Raw genomic sequence first — 19,867 nt, forward strand, 5'->3', positions numbered from 1 at the left:
CCCCCTATCCCACCGTGGCGCCGACGGCGGCGCCACAGCCGGTCCGCTTGCGCAGCTGTCCGGAGATCCGCCCCAGCGCCGTCGTGAGCACGTCGACGGACCGGACGAGGTCGGTGATCGCGATGTGCTCGTCACTGGTGTGGTCCAGGTGCGCGTCACCGGGACCGTACGCCGCCATCGGCACGCCCCATTCCTCCACCACGTTCATGTCCGACGTACCGGACTTCAGCCTGAGCGCGGGCTGTCCGCCGTTGCTCCGGATCGCCGCCCGCAGTGCGCTGACCACCACGTCGCTGCGCGGGCGGCGGACGGCGGGCACCCGCTCGTCGAACCACACCCGGCCTCCCGCGGACCGCGTGACGTGCCGCTCGAACGCTTCGAAGTCGAAGCCCGGCGGCACCCGGCAGGTCAGGAATGCCTCCGCCCTGCTGAGGTCGCCCGTGAGCCGCACCAGCGTGCCCGTGGCCGTGCCGAACGAGACGGGATCGGCGGAGTCGGAGACCGCGCGCAGATAGTCCTTCACGCGCCGGGAGAACTCGGCCGCCGCCTCGACCGCCGTCGGCACGGGGCTGCTGGTGTGCAGCGGCGGCGTGCTGGTCTCGTACCCGACGCCGACCCTGCCCTTGTAGCCGAGGCAGACGCCGTCCCAGCCGCTGGGCTCGCCGATCAGGACGGCGGCGGGCGGGGCGACGGTCGCCATCAGATGGCGTGCGCCCCGCGACCCGGCGACCTCTTCGCCGACTGCGCCGACCACGTGCACCCGGGCTCCGCTCGCCCGGGAGGCCGCACAGATCATGGCGGCCATGGGGCCTTTGGCGTCCACAGCGCCCCGGCCGTAGAGCAGGTCGCCCACGTGGCACACCGGAACCCGGCCGGGCACCGTGTCGATGTGGCCGAGCAGCATGATCACCGGAACGTCCGGCGGGCCGGCCACGCCGTGCGCGTTGCCCGCGGCGTCCACGTGCGCGTCCATGCCGAGCGCCGCCATCTGCTCGGCGAGGAAGGCGGCCAGACGGCCTTCCCGCCCGGACACCGAGGGGATGCACAGCATCGCGCGCAGCAGCCAGGCGGGGTATTCGGGAGAGAACGTCACGCCCGGCCCCCGTCCGCCCCGACGGGCTCGGCGGTGCCGGGCAGCGTGCCCGTGACGACCGTCCCGCCGCCCGTGAGCGCCGCCGTGACGGGCCGGTCGACCAGGCCGGAGGCGACGACCACGAGCGGGACCCGGGTTCGCGCCCGCAGGGCGGCCCGCACCTTGTGCCGCATCCGTCCGCCGGCGCCCGGAGGTTCCTGCGCCAGATCCCTGATCACCGATTCGGGGTCTTCCGGATCGGCGAGGACGCCCGGCACATCCGTCAGGAGCACCAGGGCCGCCGCGCCCAGCGCGACTGCGAGGCTCGCGGCGACCTGGTCGGAGTCCACGTTCAGCAGCCGCCCCTCGCCACCGGCGGCGGGCGGGGACACGACCGGGACCAGGCCGATGCCGAGCAGCGTACGCAGCAGCTCGGGCCGCACCTCCGTGATCCGCCCCGACAGGTCGTCGCGGATCAAACGGACCCGGCCGTCCTCGACCGAGCGGATCGCCTGCTTGCGCTCGGCCGTGACCAGACCGTCGTCGGCTCCGCTCAGGCCGACGGCCCGGACGCCACGCGCCAGCAGCCCCCCGACGAGGGCCGGTTTCACCCGGCCGAGCAGCGCCATGGTCACGACGTCCATGGCGGCGGCATCGGTCCGGCGGCCCCGCGTGCCGTCCGGTGACCGCACCGTCCCCACCGGCAGACCGACCGCCGCGGAGAGCCTGTCCGCCTCGGGTCCCCCACCGTGCACCAGCACCACCGGCACGCCCGCCTCGACCTGGGCGGCCACGTCGTCCAGGACCGGCTCCAGCCGTACGCCGCCGCCGATCTTGACCACGAGCAGGCCGTTCGCCCGCGCTGCGCCGTCGGACTCCATCGTCACCCCCCTCACACCGGATGCAGGCCGGGAAAGTCCAGGCCGGTCCGTTCCTCGAGCCCTTGTGCGACGTTCAGGCTCTGCACCGCCCCGCCCGCCGCGCCCTTCACCAGGTTGTCCAGCGCGGCCACCACGACGACGCGCCGCCCGTCGTCGTCCACGTCGAAACCGAGGTCGACGAAGTTGCTGCCGGACAGGAACTGCGGGTCGGGCAGCCGGTGCAGCCCGCTGCGGTGCGCGACCAGCCGTACGAACGGCTCGTCGGCGTAGGCGTCCCGGAAGGCCGACCACACCTCGGTCCGAGAGACCGGGCGCGGTGGACGCAGATGGGCGACCACCTGTACCCCGCGGACGAGTGGCACGGCGGTCACCGTCATCCGTGCCCGCACGCCGCACAGCCGGGCGATCTCCCGTTCGTGACGGTGCCCGGTCGCCTTGTAGATCCGCATGGCGTGCTGCCGCTCCGGGTGGTGGGTGGCCCGGCTCGGCTCGGCACCCGCCCCGCTGGAGCCGGCACGGGCATCGACGACGGCGTCGTCCTGCGTCAGGCCCGCCGCGACCAGGGGCCGGATCGCCACCGCCGCGGCCGTGGCCATGCATCCCGGCACGCTGATCCGGGTGGCGTCGACGAGGGCGCCGCGGTACAGCTCGGGCAGTCCTGTGACGTATCCCGCGCCGCCCGGCCCGTCGGGGTCGCGGAAGTCCGGGCCGAGGTCCACCACGGTCCGCGCCGTGCAGGTGATCCGGTCGTGGACGCGGGCCAGTTCACCGCGGGGCAGAGCGGAGAACAGGACGTCGACGGGTTCCAGGGCATCCGGCTCCGTGAAGAGGAGGCCGGCGTGGTGGCGGAGATGGGGGTGGACCAGTCCGACCGGGCGGCCCGCGTGCCGGCGGGAGGTCGCCTGTACGACGTCGAGTTCGGGGTGTCCGAGGGCGAGCCGCAGCAGTTCGCCGCCGACGTACCCGGCGGCTCCGAGCACGGTTGCCTTCATGAGGCCGCTCCCGCGGTCGCGTCGAGGAGATGGTCCACGATCAGGTCGGCGACGGGCAGGTCCGGGTGCGCGTCGGCCAGGCCGTGGAACTCCACGGCGCCGTTGACCTCCAGTACGCGCAGGTCTCCCGCGGCGTCCTCCACCACATCCACACCGAGAACACCGCCGCCGACCGCGGCGGCTGACCGCTCGGCCAGACGGGCGAGTTCCGGGTCTAGCTCGTGGGCCGTGGCCCGCGCGCCGCGGGCGGTGTTGCGCACCCAGTGGTCGGCCTCACGGACCACCGCGGCGACCGCCCGGCCGCCGACGACCAGGACGCGCAGGTCTCGCCCGGGCACGAACTTCTGGGTGTAGCCGAGCTTCTGTACCGGCGAGGCCATTTCGGCGCGCAGCGCGAAGACCGCCTCCGCCGCGTCGGCGTCCCCCACCCGTGCCAGGGCACGGCCCCATGAGCCGTTGACCGACTTGACCACCGCCGGGTAGCCGACCTCGGCGACGGCCCGGCCGCCGCCCGGCGCGTCCAGGGCGACCACGGTGTCCGGGGTGGGCACTCCCGCGCGGTGCAACGCCAGGGATGTAGCGATCTTGTTGTCGCAGCAGGCCAGTGTCTCCGCCGAGTTGAGCACCGGGGTGTCCGTCGCCTCGCACCACCGGCTCACCTCCAGCCGGCGGATCGCGGACAGCGCGCGGTTGAGCACCGCGCGCCAGGGGGGCGGCGGTCCGCCGACCCGGTAGACGATGGAGCGGTCGTCGACGTGCTGACACGCGACACCCCGGCGGCGGAAGGCATCGAACAGCATCCGTTCCTCGACCCGGACGCGGGTCGCGACGAGCGCAAACGGCCACGCCGCGCGCTGTCCGCCGTCGCTCACTCTCCCCAGTCCTCTTCGACCTCCGGGGCAAGGGCGAGCACTGCCGGCGCCACCGCCACCACCTCCAGCTCGCTCGAGCACTCCCCGCACACGACGATCTCGGCGGCCATGACATCGTCGGGCACGGAAACCGATCCCTGACATTCAGGGCATACGGTCATAAGTTGCCTCCTGTAGAGTCTGCAACTAGGGTCAGGACTCGACAGAAACTATACAAAGACGCTAACACAATCGGCCCGTCACACACTTCAATCGAAGAGAGTGGGAACGTGACTGAATCCGCGTCGACCGAGGCCAAACGCACACATTCCGTGGTGACCGTCGACTTGACGCCGTATCGGAACAACATCGCTCTCACCACGGGCAAGACTCTGCACCGCGGCATGCTGAACGTCTGGGGCAACAGTCTGCCCGCCGAGGTGCTGCCCCCAGACGGACTCACCGTCGGCGGCATCCCCTTCCGGGGAGTCCCCGGCGGCGGCGAGCCGGACAACGTCCGCTGCGCCGGCCAGTACCTGGAACTGCCGCGGACGACGGCCGACTGGCTGCACCTGCTGGCCACCGCCGAACGCCGCTGCGAGGAGACGGCGTTCGTGCACTACGCCTCGGGCGCGGCCGACCCGGAGTGGGTCCGGGTGTCGGACTTCCTGCCCGCACGGGCGCACTTCGGGGAGCTGCTCGCCGCCCGGTCCGACGCGCTGCACTATCCGCACCACCGCCAGGAGAATCTCGGCGGCCGGCTGTGGGCGGTGCGGGTCCCGGTCACCCGCCGGGAACCGGTGTGCGGACTGCGCCTGCCCGACAACCCCGCGCTGCACGTCTTCGCCGTGTCGCTGGAGTGTGTGCGGTGACGGCCCCGGTCACCGAGCGCGCCGAGTGGTCCGTCGACTGGTACGACGACCTGTGCAGCTGCCTGCAGATCGACATCGGCCACGTGCTGGAGCGGGCGGGCTGGGACCCGGTGCGGGCGCTGGCCACCGGCTGGAGGTTCCGGGAGCCTGCCGGACCGGTCGAGCCGGTGGAGTACTACCACCCCGCGGGGGACGCCCTTGAGGACTTCCTCTGTCTCCACCACCCGGTGCGGCTGCGATGGCACCGCCCCGCAGGGCCGGCCGACGCCCACCGGGAGCTGGTGGCGTCGCTGGCGCGGGGCGTGCCGGTGATCGCCGCCGTCAACAACTTCCACCTGCCCTTCCGCCCCGCCTACCACGACGTGCACGCGGCCCATCTGCTGGTGGTCACCGGATACGACGCCGAGAGCGACACATACGACGTCAGTGACCCCATGCCGCCGGCCTTCCACGGCCGCCTGCCCCGCGGAGTGCTGGAGGAGGCACGTGGCAGCATCAGCGTCGAGGACGTGAGCGATCCGTTCTTCGCGGGCAGCAGTCCGGCGTGGCGCTGGCTGGAAGTGCGCCCGACCGGTCCGCAGCCACCGCTGACCTGGCCCTGGCTGCGCGAGGTGGTCCGCGGCAACATCGCCGCGCTGCGCGTGCCGGGGCACGGGCCCTCGGGCCTCGCCGCGCTGCTGCGCACCCTGCCGGACCGGGTCGCCGAGCAGGGGCCCGGGGTGCTGCGCGAGGTCTACGTGCTCGGCTGGCCCGCGCAGGCCGAGGCGGCCCTGCACGCCGGGTTCCTGGCCCGCGCGGCCCGCACCCTCCAGCGGCCGGAGCTCGCCGAGGCCGGCCGGTGGGTGGACCGGGTTGCCCACGGATGGACGGGACTGCGGATGGCGGCGGCCCACGGGACGGTGGAACGGCAGCCGGACCTGCGGCGCCTGATGACGCTCGGTGAGGACCTGGTACTGGCCTGGGAACACTGCCTGACGCACCTCGAGCGGCTCGCCGGAGGTCCGGGATGAGCACGCTGGCGATGCTGGGCGGGCCGCGCGCGGTCCCGGAGGGCGTGGACGGCGGACCGTGGCCGGTGGTGACGGCGGAGGACGAACACGCCGTGCTGCGCGTGCTGCGCGGCGGCAGACTCACCTCCACCGCGGCGGGCGAGACCGAGGTCCCCGCGCTGGAACGGGCGTGGGCGGACCATGTCGGGACCGCGCACTGCGTCGCCGTCTCCTCCGGCACGGCGGCCCTGCAGATCGCGCTGACCGCCCTCGGGATCGGTCCGGGCGACGAGGTGGTGGTGCCCGCGCTCACCATGAACGCGACCGCACAGGCGGTCCGTCAGTGCGGTGGCGTCCCAGTGTTCGCAGACATCGAGCCCGACACGTTCACCATCGACCCGGCGCGAGTCGGCGACGCCCTCGGTCCCCGTACCGCCGCCGTGCTGCCGGTGCACCTGCACGGCCTGCCGGCCGACATGGGGGCACTGCTGGAGGCGGCCGCCCGGCGCAGACTGCCCGTGGTCGAGGACGCGGCCCAGGCGCACGGCGCGACCTGGCGGGGGACCGCGGTGGGAGCACTGGGCGCGCTCGGCTGCTTCAGTCTGCACCCCAGCAAGAATCTGCCGACGTGCGGCGAAGGCGGTCTCGTCACGACGGACTCGGCGTCGCTGTACCGGGCGGCGGTGGCGATACGGAACTTCGGAGAGCGGCTGCCCGTGCGCACCCGCAGCTACATAGCCCACCGTCCGGGCGTCAATGCCCGGCTCGGCCCGGTGCAGGCCGCCTTCACCCGGTCGCAGCTGGAGCGGCTGCCCGCCTACGCCAAGGCCCGCGAGCACGCCGTCGGCACGTTCCTGGACCGTCTGGGCCAGCTGCCCGGACTGCGCGTACCGTACGTGCCCGCCGACCGCACGCACGCCTGGCACATCGTCAGGCTGCGGCTCGTCCCCGAGGAGCTGGACCTCGCCGGCGTACCGCCGGCCGCCGTGCGCCGGACGCTGCACCGCGTGCTGCGTGCGGAGGGCGTACCCGTGTCGCAGTACCAGGTGGCCCCGCTGCCCGCACATCCGGCGTTCCGCGGCGAGAACACCTCCGTGGAGGAGGTCGCGGCCGCCCACCCCGTCAGCTGCGCCACGGTGGACGGCACGCTCTGCCTGCAGCGGCGCCACCTCGGCCCGAACGCAGCCGTCGCCCTGGCCGCGTACGCCGACGGGTTCGAGAAGGTCTGGGAGCACCTCGACCTGGTGCGCCGGATGGCCCGGGCGCAACCCGCCGACCGCGACTGGCGGCACGACGCGGCGGGAGACTGACATGGGGGAGGATCTGCGCGCCGTGGCGCACGGTCTGCGCCGCGAGGTCGTGCGGATGGCCGGCGGCCCGCACGGCGCACACGTGGGCGGAAGCCTGTCCTGCGTCGACATCCTGACCTCGCTCTACTTCGAGGTGATGACCGAGCGGGACGCCTTCGTGCTCAGCAAGGGGCACGCGGCACCCGCCCTGTACGCGGCCCTGGCAGCCGCCGGTCGGATCGACGCGGAGGAGCTGGCCGGCTACACGCGGCCGGGCAGCCGCCTGTTCGGGCATCCCCCGCAGGGCCTGCCGGGCGTCGAGTTCGCCACGGGTTCCCTCGGCCATGGTCTGAGTCTCGGCATCGGTCTCGCCCTGGCCGAACGGCTGAGCGGCGGCACGGGCCGCGTGTATGTGCTGTTGGGGGACGGCGAACTGCAGGAGGGCAGCGTCTGGGAAGCGGCGATGTACGCCGGGCACCGGGCGCTCGACAACCTGGTCGCCGTCGTGGACCGCAACGAACTGCAGATCACCGGTCCCACGGAAGGCTGCGTGGCGCTCGAACCGCTGGTCGGCAAGTTCACCGCGTTCGGCTGGCTGACCCGCACGGTGGACGGACACGACCTGGGCTCCCTCGGGAAGGCACTGGGCGAGCCGGCCGGACGGCCGGTGGCAGTCGTCGCCGCCACGGTCAAGGGCCGTGGCGTGCCCTTCCTGGAGGGCAGGGCCTTGAGCCACTACGCGACCCTGCGTCCCGCGCTGGTACGGCGGGCGCTCGCCGCGCTGGACGCGAAGGCACCGGCGTGACGGCCCCCGCGACCGGCACGGAAACGGCGGCCCCGCAGCCGACGGACCCGCGCAGGGTCTACCGGGACGCGCTGCTCGGCCTCGCCGCCGCCGACGAGCGGGTGATCTGCCTCGACTCGGACACCGGGGGGCTGGAGTCCACCTTCGGCGCCCGGTTTCCCGACCGGTACGTCAACGTCGGCATCGCCGAGGCCAACATGTTCGGCATCGCGGCGGGTCTCGCCTCGCGAGGCTACCGGCCCTACGCGCACACGATGGCCGCCTTTGCCACGATGCGCGCGGCCGAACAACTCAAGGCGGACATCGTGGGCCACCGGCTGCCGGTGCGGATCGTCGCCACACACGGCGGCCTGTCCGCGGCGCACTTCGGCACCAGCCACTACGCGCTGGAGGATCTGGCCGTGACCCGCGCCCTGATGGACCTGGCGGTAGTGGTGCCGGCGGACGCCGCCGAGATCGAGCCCGCCGTGCGCGCCCTGCACGCCGTGGACGGGCCCGCGTACCTGCGGCTGGGACGTTCGGCCACCCCTTCGGTGCACGGCGGACCGCCGCCATTCCGCCTCGGCCGCGCCGGCCTGCTGCGGCCGGGGACCGATGTGACGGTGATCGCCATGGGACCGCAGCCCGTGCTCATGGCGCTGGAAGCCGCCGATGTCCTGGCCGACGACGGTGTCTCCTGCCAGGTGATCCAGATTCACACGCTCAGCCCGCTGGACTCGCGGGCCGTGCTCACGGCGGCCCGGACCACCGGGGCGCTGGTCACGGTGGAGGAGCACCGACCGCGGGGCGGGCTCGGTGACGCCGTCGCCGAGGCCGTCGGCGCGTACTGCCCGGTGCCGCACCGCCGCGTGGCCGTGAACGGGCGGGTGGGCACGGTGGTGCGCGGCCACCGGGAGGCACTGGAGGAGTCGGGCGTCAGCGCGGCGGCGATCCGCGCCGCCGCGACGCAGGTGATCGAGATTGGGAAAAGGTGATCGACATGCACGGTCCCGCACAGGCGGGCACCCCTGCGCAGGAGTCCGCCCGCCCCACCGGCAAGCGGATCGCGGAACTGTACGAACGCGTGCTGCGGGTCGGGAACGTCCAGCAGGACGACGACTTCTTCGTCCTCGGCGGGACGTCCCTGTCGGCGATCGAGTTGCTGGACACGATCGCCGAGGAGCTGGGGGTCCGGGTGCCGGTCGGGGATTTCTACCGCGCCACCGGTGTCGCCGAGCTCGCCGACGTGGTGGACGTACGGGCCGCCGAGCGGGCGGGAGGAGTCTGAAATGCTGCTGTCCACGCCGCCGTTCGCCCCGGTGTCCTTCCGCGACGCCCACCTGCTGGACTCCGCGTACTACGCGTCGGGCGACCCGCACGCCCTGTGGGCGCACCTGCGGGAGCACAGCCCCGCCTACCGCTGCGACCCGGGCGACGGACGCGAGCCGTTCTGGGTGCTGACCCGGTACGACGACGTGCACCGGGTGCTGCGGGACCACGCGACGTTCTCCTCCCGGCGCGGCACCATGCTGTGCATCATCGACCTGAGCCTGCCGGACATCGCGTCCGACGACATGATGCCGGACACCGACCCGCCCCGGCACCGGCAGTTGCGGGAGCCCCTGAACCGCGCCCTCACCCCGCGTGCGGTGGCCGGTCAGGAGGGGTCCATCCGGGCGCAGGTGCGGCGGCTGCTGCGGCCGGCACTCGACGGATCGGTCTTCGACGTCGCCCAGGCCGCCCTGATGTTCCCGATGGCGTTCACCGGCACGCTGATGGGGCTGCCGAGCGAACACTGGCCGCGCATGGCCGAGCTGACCACCATGACGGTCGCCTACGACGACCCGGACTACTCCACCGGCTCCCCGACCGCCACCGTCCGCCGGGCGCACCACGAGCTGTTCGACTTCTTCCGTACGGAGGTCACCCGGCGCTCACGCACCGATCCGGGCACCGACCTGATCGGCATTCTGCGGTCGATGGACCTCGACGAGAACCCGCTCACCGAACGGCAGCTGATGCTGAACTGCTACGCGCTCCTGCTCGGAGCGAACGTCACCACCCCGCACGCGGTGTGCACGATGGTGTCGATGATGGGGGAGCACCCGGAGCAGTTCGCCAAGGTCCGCGACGATCCGGAACTGCGCGACCGGTGCGTGCAGGAGGTGCTGCGCTGGGCGTCCCCGGCCAGCCACTTCATGCGCTACGCCGTGCGCGACGTCGAGTTGCATGGACAGCTGATACGCGCGGGCGAGCCGGTCAGTGTGTGGCTGGGGTCCGCCAACCGTGACGAGCGGGTCTTCGAGGACCCGTTCCGCTTCGACGTCACCCGGCACCCCAACCGTCACGTGGCCTTCGGCGTCGGGCCGCACTACTGCATCGGCTCGGGCCTGGCGACCCTGGCCCTGCGCATCCTCCTGGACGAACTGCTCCACCTCGTGGAGGCCGTGGAGCCGGCGGGCGACGTCGCCCATCTGGCGTCCAACTTCGTCGCGGGGTACAAGCGGATGCCGGTACGGCTGTTCCCGCGCCCGGGGCGACGGACGGACAGCGCGGAGGCCGGCCGGTGAGCGGCGCCGGCTCCTGGTTCGACCGGAGGTTCCGTTCCCCCACCGCGCGCCACAGTCTGTACTGCTTCCCTTTCGCCGGCGGTTCGGCGGGCTACTACGCCGACTGGGCCGAGTACTTCACCGGCTCCGTCGAGCTGGTGCCCGTTCAGTTGCCGGGGCGGGGCGCCCGCATGACGGAACCCCTGGCGACGTCGCTCGACACCGTCGCCGACGAGGTCGCGGGGCTGATCGCGGCCGCGCCGACCGTGCCGCTGCTCTTCGGGCACAGTATGGGGGCCATCCTGGCGTTCGAGACCGCCCGGCGTCTGCGGGCACGGCAAAAGAGGGTCGGGCACCTGTTCGTGAGCGGGCGGCCGGCACCCCCGATCGGGCGGCCGCTGCAGCCGATGAGCTCCCTGCCCCGGCCTGAGTTCGTGGGAGTCCTGCGAGACTATGGCTGCATCGACGAGGAGATCCTCGCACACGACGAACTGCTGGACCTGCTGCTTCCGATGATGCGCTCGGACTTCTCGCTCATCGAGCGGTACCGCTACCGGCCCGGGGTGCCGTTGGACTGCGCGATCCTCGCCTGGTGCGGCGACCGCGACCCCGAGGTCACACCGGAGGCCATGCGGGGCTGGGGAGACGAGACCTGCTCCGGGTTCGAACTGCGTGTGCGCCCCGGCGGCCACTTCTTCCTCACCGAGCACCGCGAGGAAGTGGCGCAGGCCGTCCAGCACGCGAGCGCACGGCACGATGAGGGAGAACGCGATGCCACTGTCTGAGTCCGGACCCCGGCTGCTGGTGCTGTGGAGCCCGCCGCGCTGCCGGTCCACCGCCTTCGCCCGCATGATGCACGAGCGCGGCGACTTCACGGTGCTCCACGAGCCGTTCTCACACCTGAAGGACTTCGGCACAGCCGAGGTCGCAGGCGTGTCCTGCACGGACGAGCGGACGCTGATGGACGAGCTGCTGTCCCTGGCCGAGCGCACGCCGGTGTTCGTGAAGGACACCACCGACTTCCACTACCCGGTTGTGCTCACCGCCGACGACTTCCTGCGCGAGGCCACTCACACGTTCATCCTGCGGCATCCGCGGGAGGCCATCGCATCGCATCACCGGCTCAACCCGCAGCTCACCCGGGACGAGATCGGCTTCGCCCGGGTCCGGGAGATCCACGAAGCGGTGCGATCGGCGGGCAGCGAACCGGTGGTGATCGACTCCGACGACTTCGTGGACCGCCCGGAAGCCACCGTCCGCGCGTACTGCCGGGCGGTGGGCCTGGAGTTCCTGCCTCAGGCGCTGTCCTGGTCCCCTTCGGTGCTGTCCGGCTGGGAGAAGACGCTGCGCTGGCACACCGAGGTGGCCGCGAGCACCGGCGTCAAGCGTCGCCCCAGCGCCGGAGCGACGGAGGTCGAGGACCACCCGGTCCTCGGCCCGTACTACCGGTACCACCTGCCGCACTACCACTGGCTGCGGGAGCGGCGACTGCGGATCGCGGAGTCCTGAGCCGACCGCGCGCCCTACCGCCGGCCGGCGGCGGACAGACCGGCCCGGGTCCGGCCCGCGTGTGACGACGCGGGCCGGACGCCGGTTCAGAGCCCGTCCGGCAGGCCGAGGGCGCCGGCCAGCTCACGCACCGTCGGGTGGGCGTAGAAGAGTTCCACCGGCACGTCACGGCCGCAGCGCGCCGCCAGTCGGTCGGCCGCCTGCACCGCCCTGATCGAGTCGCACCCGAGGCTGAAGAACGAGACGTCCCGGCCGATCCGGTCGGCGCCGAGGAGCTCTCCGAGCACGTCGGCCACCAGGGTTTCCCCCGGCCCCTGTGGAGCGGCGTGGACGACGTGCGTGGTCTCCCGGGAGGCCAGGACCGCCACCGGATCGACGGCGCCGAGCGCGTCCCGGGGAAGCCGCGGCACGACCGCGATCTGGGCGAAGACCCGCTCGCGGGCCAGTGCGGCGGCGACCTCGCGACGCACCGTGTCGACGTCCGCCTCCGGCTCCGGCACCACCGCGACGACCACGCTGCCCCCCGCGAACTGGTCGGACGCCAGATGGGGCCGCATGTGCGGGTTCGCGGGGTCGGCACCGATCAGCAGGTGCGGGCCGCGGTGGTGCAGCGCGCGGAGCAGTGCCGACACGCCCTCGGTGGGGTCGATGAGGGCGAGCCCGCGTCGCCGGGCCGCCGCCGTCAGCGGGTTGCCCTCGTTCATGCCCGGCCCCGCCCACATGCTCCACGCCAGACAGCGCACCCTCCGCCCGCGTGCGGCCCATCGCCGCGCATAGCCGTCGACGGCGGCGTTCGCGGCGGCATAGGCGCCGAAACCGCTGCCGCCGAGGAAGCCGTTGACGGACGAGAACAACACCACGGCGGTGTCCGGGCGGTCCTTGAGCAGTTCCTCGATGGCCGCGCAGCCGCCGGCCTTGGGGCGCAGCATATGGCGCAGCCAGGTCACCGACTCCTGCATCAGGTGATGGACCGCCAGGTCGTCCCACTGCGATGCGATCGGGCTCCCGGCGAGGTGCACGACCAGGTCGAGCCGCTGCCCCCAGTCCCGTTCAGCGGTGGCGACCGCGGCGGCCAGTGCGTCGGCGTCGGCCACGTCGACGGCCGCGTAGCGGACTTCTCCCAGGTCGCGCAGCCCGGCCAGGACCTCGCCGGCTCCGGTCCGGTCCAGCTCGGCCTCAGGGGTGCGCCCGACGACGACCAGCCGTGCGCCGACCGCGACCAGGAGGTGTTCGCACACCGCCCGGCCGAGGCCGCCCAGCCCGCCGGTGACCAGGGCGGTGCCTCCCGGCCGCAGGAACTCTCCGGGGACGTCCATGTCCCCCGCCGGCTCCACCACCCGCAGGCCGTACGCGTACCCGGCGCCGTCGCGCACACCGACCACATCGGCGCCGTAGCCGGCGTCGGCCAGCTGCGCCAGGGCCTTGCCGTCGGCGTCGAGGGGCGCGTCGACCAGCCGGACCGACGCGCACACGCCCTCGGTGGCGGCGGTGCGGACCATCCCCGTCAGCGCCGCCCGCCCCGGGGCCACCTCGTCCCCCTCGCGCACGTGCAGCGCGCCCCGGGTCAGGACGACGAGGTCGGCGCCGGGCACCGCACGGGCGAGGGCCGCCAGGGTGACCAGGAGACGCTCGGGGGCCTCGGGTGCGTCGTCCGTGACGCCGCACTCCACCGCGTACACGACCCGCTCGGGCGGCCCCGAGACGGCAAGCAGGTGGGCAAGCGCGCGATCCTGCTGCTGCGGGTCAGTGAGGTCCGCCACGACGTGACCGTCCGCTCCCGCCTGGAACCGCTCTCCGGGCGTCACGACTCCCGTGACGCCGGGCACCCGCCACGCCCAGTCGGCCGCGTCGGACGCGTAGACGACGGTCGGCCGGTCCCCGGACCCCGCGTCGAGGACGTCCACCGGCGACCAGGTGGACTCCAGTATGCGGCTGCCGCTCTGCTCGGCCCGGGCCGTTTCCCCGCCGTACATGCGGTGGTCGAAGCGTCCCTGCCGCAGCGCGTCCACCAGGTGCTTGCGCTGGATCTTGCCGCCCGCGACCCGGGGGAACTCCTCCTCGCTGACCGGCACGATCGCCTTGGGACGCAGCGCGAGTGTGCAGGTCAGCGCCGTGCGGATGCCGAGGACCGTGCGGTCCAGGTCTTCCGAGGCGGCCGGGGTGGGGACGAAGAACGCGTATACGGCCTCCGTGCCCGTGTCATCGTCCGGCACCCCGCACACGGTCGCGCACGCGGGCCGTACCCCCTCGGCCTGCTCGATCACCGCCTCGATCTCGTGCGAGGGGTAGTTCGCGCCGTTGACGATGACCATGCTCTGCCGACGCCCGGTCAGCGTCAGCCGCCCGTCGTGCACGAAGCCGAGGTCACCGGTGTCGAACCAGCCGTCGTCGGTGAAGCTCGCGGCGTTGGCGGCCTCGTTGCGCAGATAGCCCTCCATGACGGTGGTGCCGGTGACGTGCAGGCGACCCACCCGCCCCTCCGGCAGCACGCGTCCCTCGTCGTCCGTGATCCGCAGCGCCACCCCCGGCACCGGCCTGCCGACCTCGGTCAGCGTCACCGCACCCGGTGTGTCGGGCACCGTCCGGACCAGCCGTCCGTCGAGTGACCCGGAGTCGAGGGTGACGGTGCCCACCGACCGGTCACGGGTGTCGAGCCGCCCGTAGGTGACGCCGGAGGAGGTCTCGGACATGCCCCAGCACGGCACCATGGCGTCGGCCGGCAGGCCGTGCGGGGCGAGCGCCTCCACGAAGGCGAACGCCGTCCGGGCCACGACCGCCTCACCCGCGTTGCAGATGTTGCGCATGCTGGAGAGGTCCCACCGACCGGCCGCGATCTCCTCGCGGTGCTTCAGAACGAGCGCGAAGGCGAAGTTCGGCGCCCATGTGGTGGTGGCGCGGAAGCGATGGATCCAGTCCAGCCAGTTCAGCGGGCGCCGGATCATGCTCTCGGTACGGGCGTTGACGTGTTCGCAGCGCAGGAACACATCGCGCACGTTGCACATCACCATGCCGCCGACGTGGTCCAGCGGCATCCAGTTCAGCGAGACGTCGTCCTGCGTGAAGCCGTTGGCGGCGATGGCGGCGTGGGTGCGGGCGACGATCGTGCGGTGGACGTGCCGCACACACTTGGGTGACCCCGTACTGCCCGAGGTCAGCAGATTGACCACGGGGTGGTCCGGTGTCGCGACGAACGGCTCGGCCGGCTCCCGCGCCGAGGCCGTCTCGGGCAGGCAGGCGACGCGCAGCCGTCCTTCCGCCTTCCACAGCGGGGCGAGACCGGCCACCCGGTCGTGGAGTTCGGTGTCGGTCAGCACCACCGGGTGGTCCAGCAGCTCCCATGCGGCGCGCAGCTTGCGGACGACGGCGTTCTCCGTGCGGTAGTCGGGGGCGGCCCCGACCGGCGTGGGGACGAAGCCGCCCAGGACGCACGCCCAGAACCCGGTGACGAACGTCCGGCTGTCCCCACACTGCATCAGGACCGAATCGCCCGGCTCGAGCCCAAGCGCCCGCAGTCCCGTGAGCGCTCGCAGCGCCTCGCCCACCAGTTCCGGGTAGGTCTGCCGGTCGGTGCTGCCGTCGGGGAGCACATACGTGAGTCCTCGGCCGGGTGCCAGCGACGCGGCCTGCAGGAGGGCCTCACCGATGGTCCGCGGGGCCCCGGACGGGACGGCCGGTTCCGGGCCGCGCACCAGCGCCGGCCGCCCTCCCGTGATCGGCGTCCCCGGCGGGCGGGCCGTGACCGGGCCCTCGTCCGGACCGTTGTGCGCCCGCAGTCTGCGGTCGATGACGGTGACCGCCTCGCGTACCCCCTCGACGCCGGCCGCGGCCCGGTCGATCCTCGCCAGATCCCCGCTGTCGGTCATGTACGCCCTCTTTCTCCTCCGTCGCCGCTCAGTCCGTGAGCAGGACCTCCGCCAGGGTGCGTGCGGCGTCCAGGGACATGTCCTTGATGAAGTAGTGGCCGCCGTCCACGAACCGGTCCGAGACGCCCACCGAGGTGTGCTCCCGCCACGCCTGCGCGTCCTGCGGCCCGACGAGCTGGTCGTCCCGGCCGCGCAGGGTCGTGACCGGCACCGGCAGCGGCGGACGGGGGTGGTACTCGTAGCGCTCCCACAGCCTGAAGTCGGCACGCAGGACGGGCAGCAGGAACTCGAGGAAGGCGGGGTTGTCCAGCAGCGCGTCGGGGATGCCGCCCCTGGCCCGGACGACGCCGAGGAGTTCGGCATCCGGCAGTCCGTGCAGCACCGGCCCGGACGGGGGAAGATGCGGGGCGGGCTGCGCGCCGGCCACCAGCATCCGGGGCCATAGGCCGAACCGCTCGCCCATGGTCTGTGCGACCTCATAGGCGAGCAGGGCGCCCGCGCAGTGCCCGTACAGGACGTAGGGCACCGTGCAGTACGGGCGCAGTGCCACGGCGCAGGCCCGGACCAGTGCGCCGAGATCGCCGGGCGCGTCCTCCCGGGAGCGGTCCTCGCGGCCGGGCGGCTGCACGGCGACTTCCACCGACTCCGGCAGCAGTCCGGGCAGGCCCGCGAACACCGACGCGCCACCGCCCGCGAACGGCAGGCAGACCAGCCGCAGCGCGGCGGACGGCCGGGCCGCCCTCCTGATCCACCGGGATTCCGCCGAGAACGCGGCCGGGCCGGCAGGTGTGCCGTGCGTGCCGGTCACCGACATCGTCACCCGTCCCCCTCGCTCGCCTCAAGAAGCCGGGCGAGTTCGCCGATCTCCTCGTCGGTGCGTCCCTCCACCAGGTCCAGGGCCTTGGCGAGAGCGCCCCGGCGCTCCCGGTCGCGTTCGGTGGCCTCGTCGACCAGACGGGCGAGTCCGCCGACCGTGGGATCGGCGAAGAAGTCCGCGATCGGCACGTCGACCCCGAAGACGGCCTTGACCCGCGAGGCGATGCGGATCGCCTGCAGGCTGGTTCCCCCGGCCGCGAAGAAGTTGGCGGCGTTGCCGATGCGCACTCCCAGCAGCGGCGCGAACACCTCCCCGCGCACCAGGCGCTCCGTGGACGTGCTGTGTTCGTCGTCGACGTCCGCCTCGTCCTCCACGCCGGCGAACTCCACGGCCGGCAACGCCCGCCGGTCGACCTTGCCGCTCCGGGTCAGCGGCACCTCGTCCAGCGGCACCAGCACGTTGGGCACCATGGTCGGCGGCAGCCGGGTGCCGACCGCGGCTCGTACCGCGTCCAGTTGCAGGTCGACACCGTCTTCGGCGACGACGTAGGCGATCAGCAGCGTACCCAGACGGGGATCCACGGCGACGTCGGCGACCGCGCGGGCCACCCCCGCGACGGCCTGCAACGCGGCCTCCACGTCCCCCAGTTCGATCCGCACGCCCCTGACCTTGACCTGACGGTCGATCCGGCCGAGGAAGCGCAGGTCGCCGTCGTCGTCCCAGACCGCCAGGTCACCCGTCAGGTACATGCGCGAGCCCGGCGGGCCGTACGGGTCGGGGCGGAACCGCTCGGCGCCGAGGTCGGGCCGGCCCAGATACCCGCGTCCGACGCCGAGCCCGGCGACGGCGAGTTCGCCCACCGCGCCCGGTGGCTGAAGCCCCAGGTCCGCGTCGAGGACGTACGCGCGGTGGTTCGCCATCGCCCGGCCGATGGGCGGCGACGACGTCCACTGCCCCTCGCATTTCCTGGCCACCACCGTCACCGTGGTCTCGGTCGGGCCGTACCCGTTGTAGAAGGCGCGTCCCCGCGCCCAGCGGGTGGTGAGCTCACCGGTGAACGCCTCCCCGCCGACGAAGGCCACCCGCAGGTCCTCGTACCTCTCGGGCTCGAGCAGTTCCATGATCGCCGGCGGCAGGTCGACGACCGTGATCCGCTGCTCCACCAGCAGTTCGTCCAGGGCGTCGATGGACCTGCGTTCCTCCTCGTCGACGACGTACAGGCGGGCTCCGGACAGCAGCGCGCCGAAGACCTCGAACACCGATACGTCGAATCCCGGAGACGCGAACTGCAGGATGCGGTCGTCCGGGCCGAGCCCGAACATCTCTCCGACCACCCTGATGAAGTTGCTGATGTTGCGGTGCTCGATGAGCACCCCTTTGGGGCGTCCGGTGGACCCGGAGGTGTAGATGACGTAGGCGAGCGACTCGGGAACGGCCCACGCGTCCACGGCGGTGCCGGGCAGGCCGGTGACGTCCTCCTCGACGTCCATGGTGCGTACGCCCTCGGTGGCGGGCCGGGGGGATCCCGGTGACACCAGTGCCAAGTCTGCCCCGCAGTCCTCGGCGATGGCGTTGACGCGCTCCTCGGGCAGGTTCAGGTCCACGGGCACGTAGGCGGCCCCGGCCTTCAGCACGCCGAGCATCGCCGCGATCAGCGCCGGCCCGCGCTCCAGCATGACAAGCACCCGCGCGTCGGGCCGGACCCCCTGGCTGAGCAGGCCACGGGCTATGCGGTTGGCCCAGGCGTCCAGTTCGGCGTACGTGGTCCGGCCCTTGCGGGAGGCCACCGCGACTCGGTCGGGGTACGCGCGGGCGACCCGCTCGAAGAGCCCGTGGACGGTGTCGCCGGGGCAGGAGCCGATCGGCTTGTTCCACTCGCCGAGGATGCGGTCCTGCGCGCCCGGCTCACCGAACGGCAGGGCGGTGACGGGCCGTTCCGGGGCGCGGCAGCCGCCCTCGAGCAGCCGCAGGAAGCGCTGGGCGATCCGCCGGGCGGTCGCCTCGCGGTAGAGCGCGACCGCGTACCGCACGGCGACCGTCGGCGCGGGTCCGTCGAGTGTGGCCTCCAGGGAGAGCTCGAAGGTGCCGACGCCTGTGTCCACCTGTTCGGCGACGATCAGCAGGTCGCCCGCCCGCACCGGCTTCGCGGCCCTGGGTGCGGCGGTGAACCCGAGCTGGGCGAGCGGCAGCCGGCTGGGGTCGGGTTCGACGCCGAGGCGCTCCAGCACGAGCTTGAAGGGGAGATCGCCGTGCTGTTCGGCCTCCGTGCGCCGGCGGGACACCGTGTGCACCAGGTCGGCGAAGGACGCCCCGGTGTCCACCTCGGCGCGCAGCGGAAGGAGGTTGCCGCAGTCACCGATGAGGGCGTCCGGAGGGAACGGCCCGAGGACGTCGTGCGGCACGCCGATCACCACGTCGGTGGTGGCGGTGTGCCGGGCCACTGTGGCGACGTAGGCGGCGAGCAGCACGTCCTCCAGGCTCACGTCCAGGTCGCGGGCGACTTCCCGCACCCGCTCGGCCGATCGCGCGGACAACGGCTCGCGCACCACTTCGGCGTCCAGGGCCAGCAGCCTGGGCCGCGGCAGGTCGGTGGGGAACGCCGTGTCCTCCCAGCCGGCCAGCGTGCGCTGCCAGTACTCGGCCATGCGGTCGGCGTCGTCGCCCCGGCTCCACTCGCGCTGCCAGGTTGCGTAGTCACCGAAGTGCACCGCGGGTGTGCCGAACTCGGGGGCCCCCCCCGCGCACCGTGCCCGGTAGGCGACGGCGAGGTCGGCGCACAGCACGTCGATCGAGCGCGGGTCCATGACCAGGTAGTGGGTCACCACCACGAGCCGGTGTTCCCGCTCCGAGCGCCGCAGCAGCCGGAACCGCACCATCAGGTCGGCGTTGACGTCGAATCCCCTGCCCAACTCGGCGTAGACGACCTGACGGACGGGTCCGTCCGGCTCCGGCTCCGAAGGCTCCTCCACCGGCAGCCGCACGCGGGGCGGGGACTGCACCACCTGGGCGCCCGTCTCGTGCTCGTGCGGGAACACCGACCGCAGCAGGGCATGCCGTGCGACGACGTCGTTCACCGCCTCCTCCAGAGCCGCGGCGTCCAACGGGCCGGTCAGCGTCAGCACGAAGCCCAGGCCGTACGCCTTGCCGCTCGGCGCCACCCGGTCGAACAGCCAGAGCTGTTCCTGACGACAGGACAGCGGCGCCGACCGGGTGCCCTGGGTGACACCGTCGAGCTGGGCGAGAAACTCTTCCCTGCGCTCCGCCGGCAGCCGACGCAGCCGGCGGAGCAGTTCACTTTGTCGACTCATACTTCCGCCCTGAAAGCGCCGAGATACTATAAAGTCCTCACCGAGTCTGCACGGTAACACTCTACATTGGCGCTTGCGACTGGACTGACGA

Annotated in this window: 17 protein-coding genes; 9 read left to right on the forward strand and 8 right to left on the reverse strand. The window is 73.0% G+C overall.

The window, feature by feature from the left end:
* Positions 1 to 4: 4 nt before the first annotated feature.
* From ACLU3S_RS06430 to ACLU3S_RS06450, 5 genes are read right to left on the reverse strand one after another with little or no spacing between them, the layout of a single operon-like run.
* A complete protein-coding gene (locus ACLU3S_RS06430; RefSeq protein WP_413950759.1) occupies positions 5 to 1,093 on the reverse strand; it encodes a M20/M25/M40 family metallo-hydrolase in 1,089 nt (362 codons plus the stop codon).
* Positions 1,090 to 1,953 carry an acetylglutamate kinase gene (gene argB / locus ACLU3S_RS06435; RefSeq protein ID WP_413950760.1) on the reverse strand — a complete coding sequence of 288 codons (864 nt, stop codon included), beginning with the start codon at positions 1,951 to 1,953 and terminating at the stop codon, positions 1,090 to 1,092. The genes ACLU3S_RS06430 and argB overlap by 4 nt, the downstream gene beginning before the upstream one ends.
* A gap of 11 nt (positions 1,954 to 1,964) precedes the next feature.
* On the reverse strand, positions 1,965 to 2,945 hold the full coding sequence (gene argC / locus ACLU3S_RS06440; protein ID WP_413950761.1) for an N-acetyl-gamma-glutamyl-phosphate reductase: 981 nt from the start codon (positions 2,943 to 2,945) through the stop codon (positions 1,965 to 1,967).
* Positions 2,942 to 3,817 carry a RimK family alpha-L-glutamate ligase gene (locus ACLU3S_RS06445; RefSeq protein ID WP_413950762.1) on the reverse strand — a complete coding sequence of 292 codons (876 nt, stop codon included), beginning with the start codon at positions 3,815 to 3,817 and terminating at the stop codon, positions 2,942 to 2,944. The genes argC and ACLU3S_RS06445 overlap by 4 nt, the downstream gene beginning before the upstream one ends.
* Complete coding sequence (locus tag ACLU3S_RS06450; RefSeq protein ID WP_413950763.1) at positions 3,814 to 3,978, reverse strand: lysine biosynthesis protein LysW; 165 nt, start codon at positions 3,976 to 3,978, stop codon at positions 3,814 to 3,816. The genes ACLU3S_RS06445 and ACLU3S_RS06450 overlap by 4 nt, the downstream gene beginning before the upstream one ends.
* Positions 3,979 to 4,086: 108 nt before the next feature.
* Here ACLU3S_RS06450 and ACLU3S_RS06455 point away from each other — a divergent pair, with 108 nt between their 5' ends.
* From ACLU3S_RS06455 to ACLU3S_RS06495, 9 genes are read left to right on the forward strand one after another with little or no spacing between them, the layout of a single operon-like run.
* Complete coding sequence (locus ACLU3S_RS06455; protein ID WP_413950764.1) at positions 4,087 to 4,668, forward strand: hypothetical protein; 582 nt, start codon at positions 4,087 to 4,089, stop codon at positions 4,666 to 4,668.
* Positions 4,665 to 5,678 (forward strand): BtrH N-terminal domain-containing protein, encoded by a 1,014-nt coding sequence (locus ACLU3S_RS06460; protein WP_413950765.1) that lies wholly within the window; start codon positions 4,665 to 4,667, stop codon positions 5,676 to 5,678. Before ACLU3S_RS06455 ends, ACLU3S_RS06460 begins: the two co-directional genes overlap by 4 nt.
* The gene (locus ACLU3S_RS06465; RefSeq protein WP_413950766.1) at positions 5,675 to 6,967 is read left to right on the forward strand and encodes a DegT/DnrJ/EryC1/StrS family aminotransferase; all 1,293 of its coding nucleotides are present in this window, start codon (positions 5,675 to 5,677) and stop codon (positions 6,965 to 6,967) included. Before ACLU3S_RS06460 ends, ACLU3S_RS06465 begins: the two co-directional genes overlap by 4 nt.
* 1 nt (position 6,968) lies before the next feature.
* Entirely contained in the window at positions 6,969 to 7,751 is a 783-nt protein-coding gene (locus tag ACLU3S_RS06470) for a transketolase (RefSeq protein ID WP_413950767.1), read from the forward strand.
* Positions 7,748 to 8,725 carry a transketolase family protein gene (locus tag ACLU3S_RS06475; protein WP_413950768.1) on the forward strand — a complete coding sequence of 326 codons (978 nt, stop codon included), beginning with the start codon at positions 7,748 to 7,750 and terminating at the stop codon, positions 8,723 to 8,725. The genes ACLU3S_RS06470 and ACLU3S_RS06475 overlap by 4 nt, the downstream gene beginning before the upstream one ends.
* A gap of 5 nt (positions 8,726 to 8,730) precedes the next feature.
* A complete protein-coding gene (locus ACLU3S_RS06480; protein ID WP_413950769.1) occupies positions 8,731 to 9,018 on the forward strand; it encodes an acyl carrier protein in 288 nt (95 codons plus the stop codon).
* 1 nt (position 9,019) lies between these two features.
* Positions 9,020 to 10,300, forward strand: coding sequence for a cytochrome P450 (locus ACLU3S_RS06485; protein ID WP_413950770.1), 1,281 nt, complete (start codon positions 9,020 to 9,022; stop codon positions 10,298 to 10,300).
* The gene (locus tag ACLU3S_RS06490) at positions 10,297 to 11,064 is read left to right on the forward strand and encodes a thioesterase II family protein (RefSeq protein ID WP_413950771.1); all 768 of its coding nucleotides are present in this window, start codon (positions 10,297 to 10,299) and stop codon (positions 11,062 to 11,064) included. The genes ACLU3S_RS06485 and ACLU3S_RS06490 overlap by 4 nt, the downstream gene beginning before the upstream one ends.
* On the forward strand, positions 11,051 to 11,788 hold the full coding sequence (locus tag ACLU3S_RS06495; RefSeq protein WP_413950772.1) for a sulfotransferase family protein: 738 nt from the start codon (positions 11,051 to 11,053) through the stop codon (positions 11,786 to 11,788). Before ACLU3S_RS06490 ends, ACLU3S_RS06495 begins: the two co-directional genes overlap by 14 nt.
* Positions 11,789 to 11,874: 86 nt before the next feature.
* On the opposite strand, the gene ACLU3S_RS06500 is transcribed toward ACLU3S_RS06495, so the two are convergent.
* The 3 genes from ACLU3S_RS06500 to ACLU3S_RS06510 are packed head-to-tail and all read right to left on the reverse strand — an operon-like array spanning position 11,875 to position 19,776.
* The gene (locus ACLU3S_RS06500; protein WP_413950773.1) at positions 11,875 to 15,651 is read right to left on the reverse strand and encodes an SDR family NAD(P)-dependent oxidoreductase; all 3,777 of its coding nucleotides are present in this window, start codon (positions 15,649 to 15,651) and stop codon (positions 11,875 to 11,877) included.
* 28 nt (positions 15,652 to 15,679) lie between these two features.
* Positions 15,680 to 16,465: a thioesterase II family protein gene (locus tag ACLU3S_RS06505; RefSeq protein ID WP_413950792.1), complete on the reverse strand. Its 786-nt coding sequence runs from the start codon at positions 16,463 to 16,465 to the stop codon at positions 15,680 to 15,682.
* Between the two features lie 2 nt (positions 16,466 to 16,467).
* Positions 16,468 to 19,776 (reverse strand): non-ribosomal peptide synthetase, encoded by a 3,309-nt coding sequence (locus ACLU3S_RS06510; protein WP_413950774.1) that lies wholly within the window; start codon positions 19,774 to 19,776, stop codon positions 16,468 to 16,470.
* Between the last annotated feature and the right edge of the window lie 91 nt (positions 19,777 to 19,867).

The sequence above is a fragment of the Streptomyces sp. AF1A genome (genome assembly GCF_047340315.1).
In the GTDB taxonomy this organism is placed as follows: Bacteria; Actinomycetota; Actinomycetes; order Streptomycetales; family Streptomycetaceae; genus Streptomyces.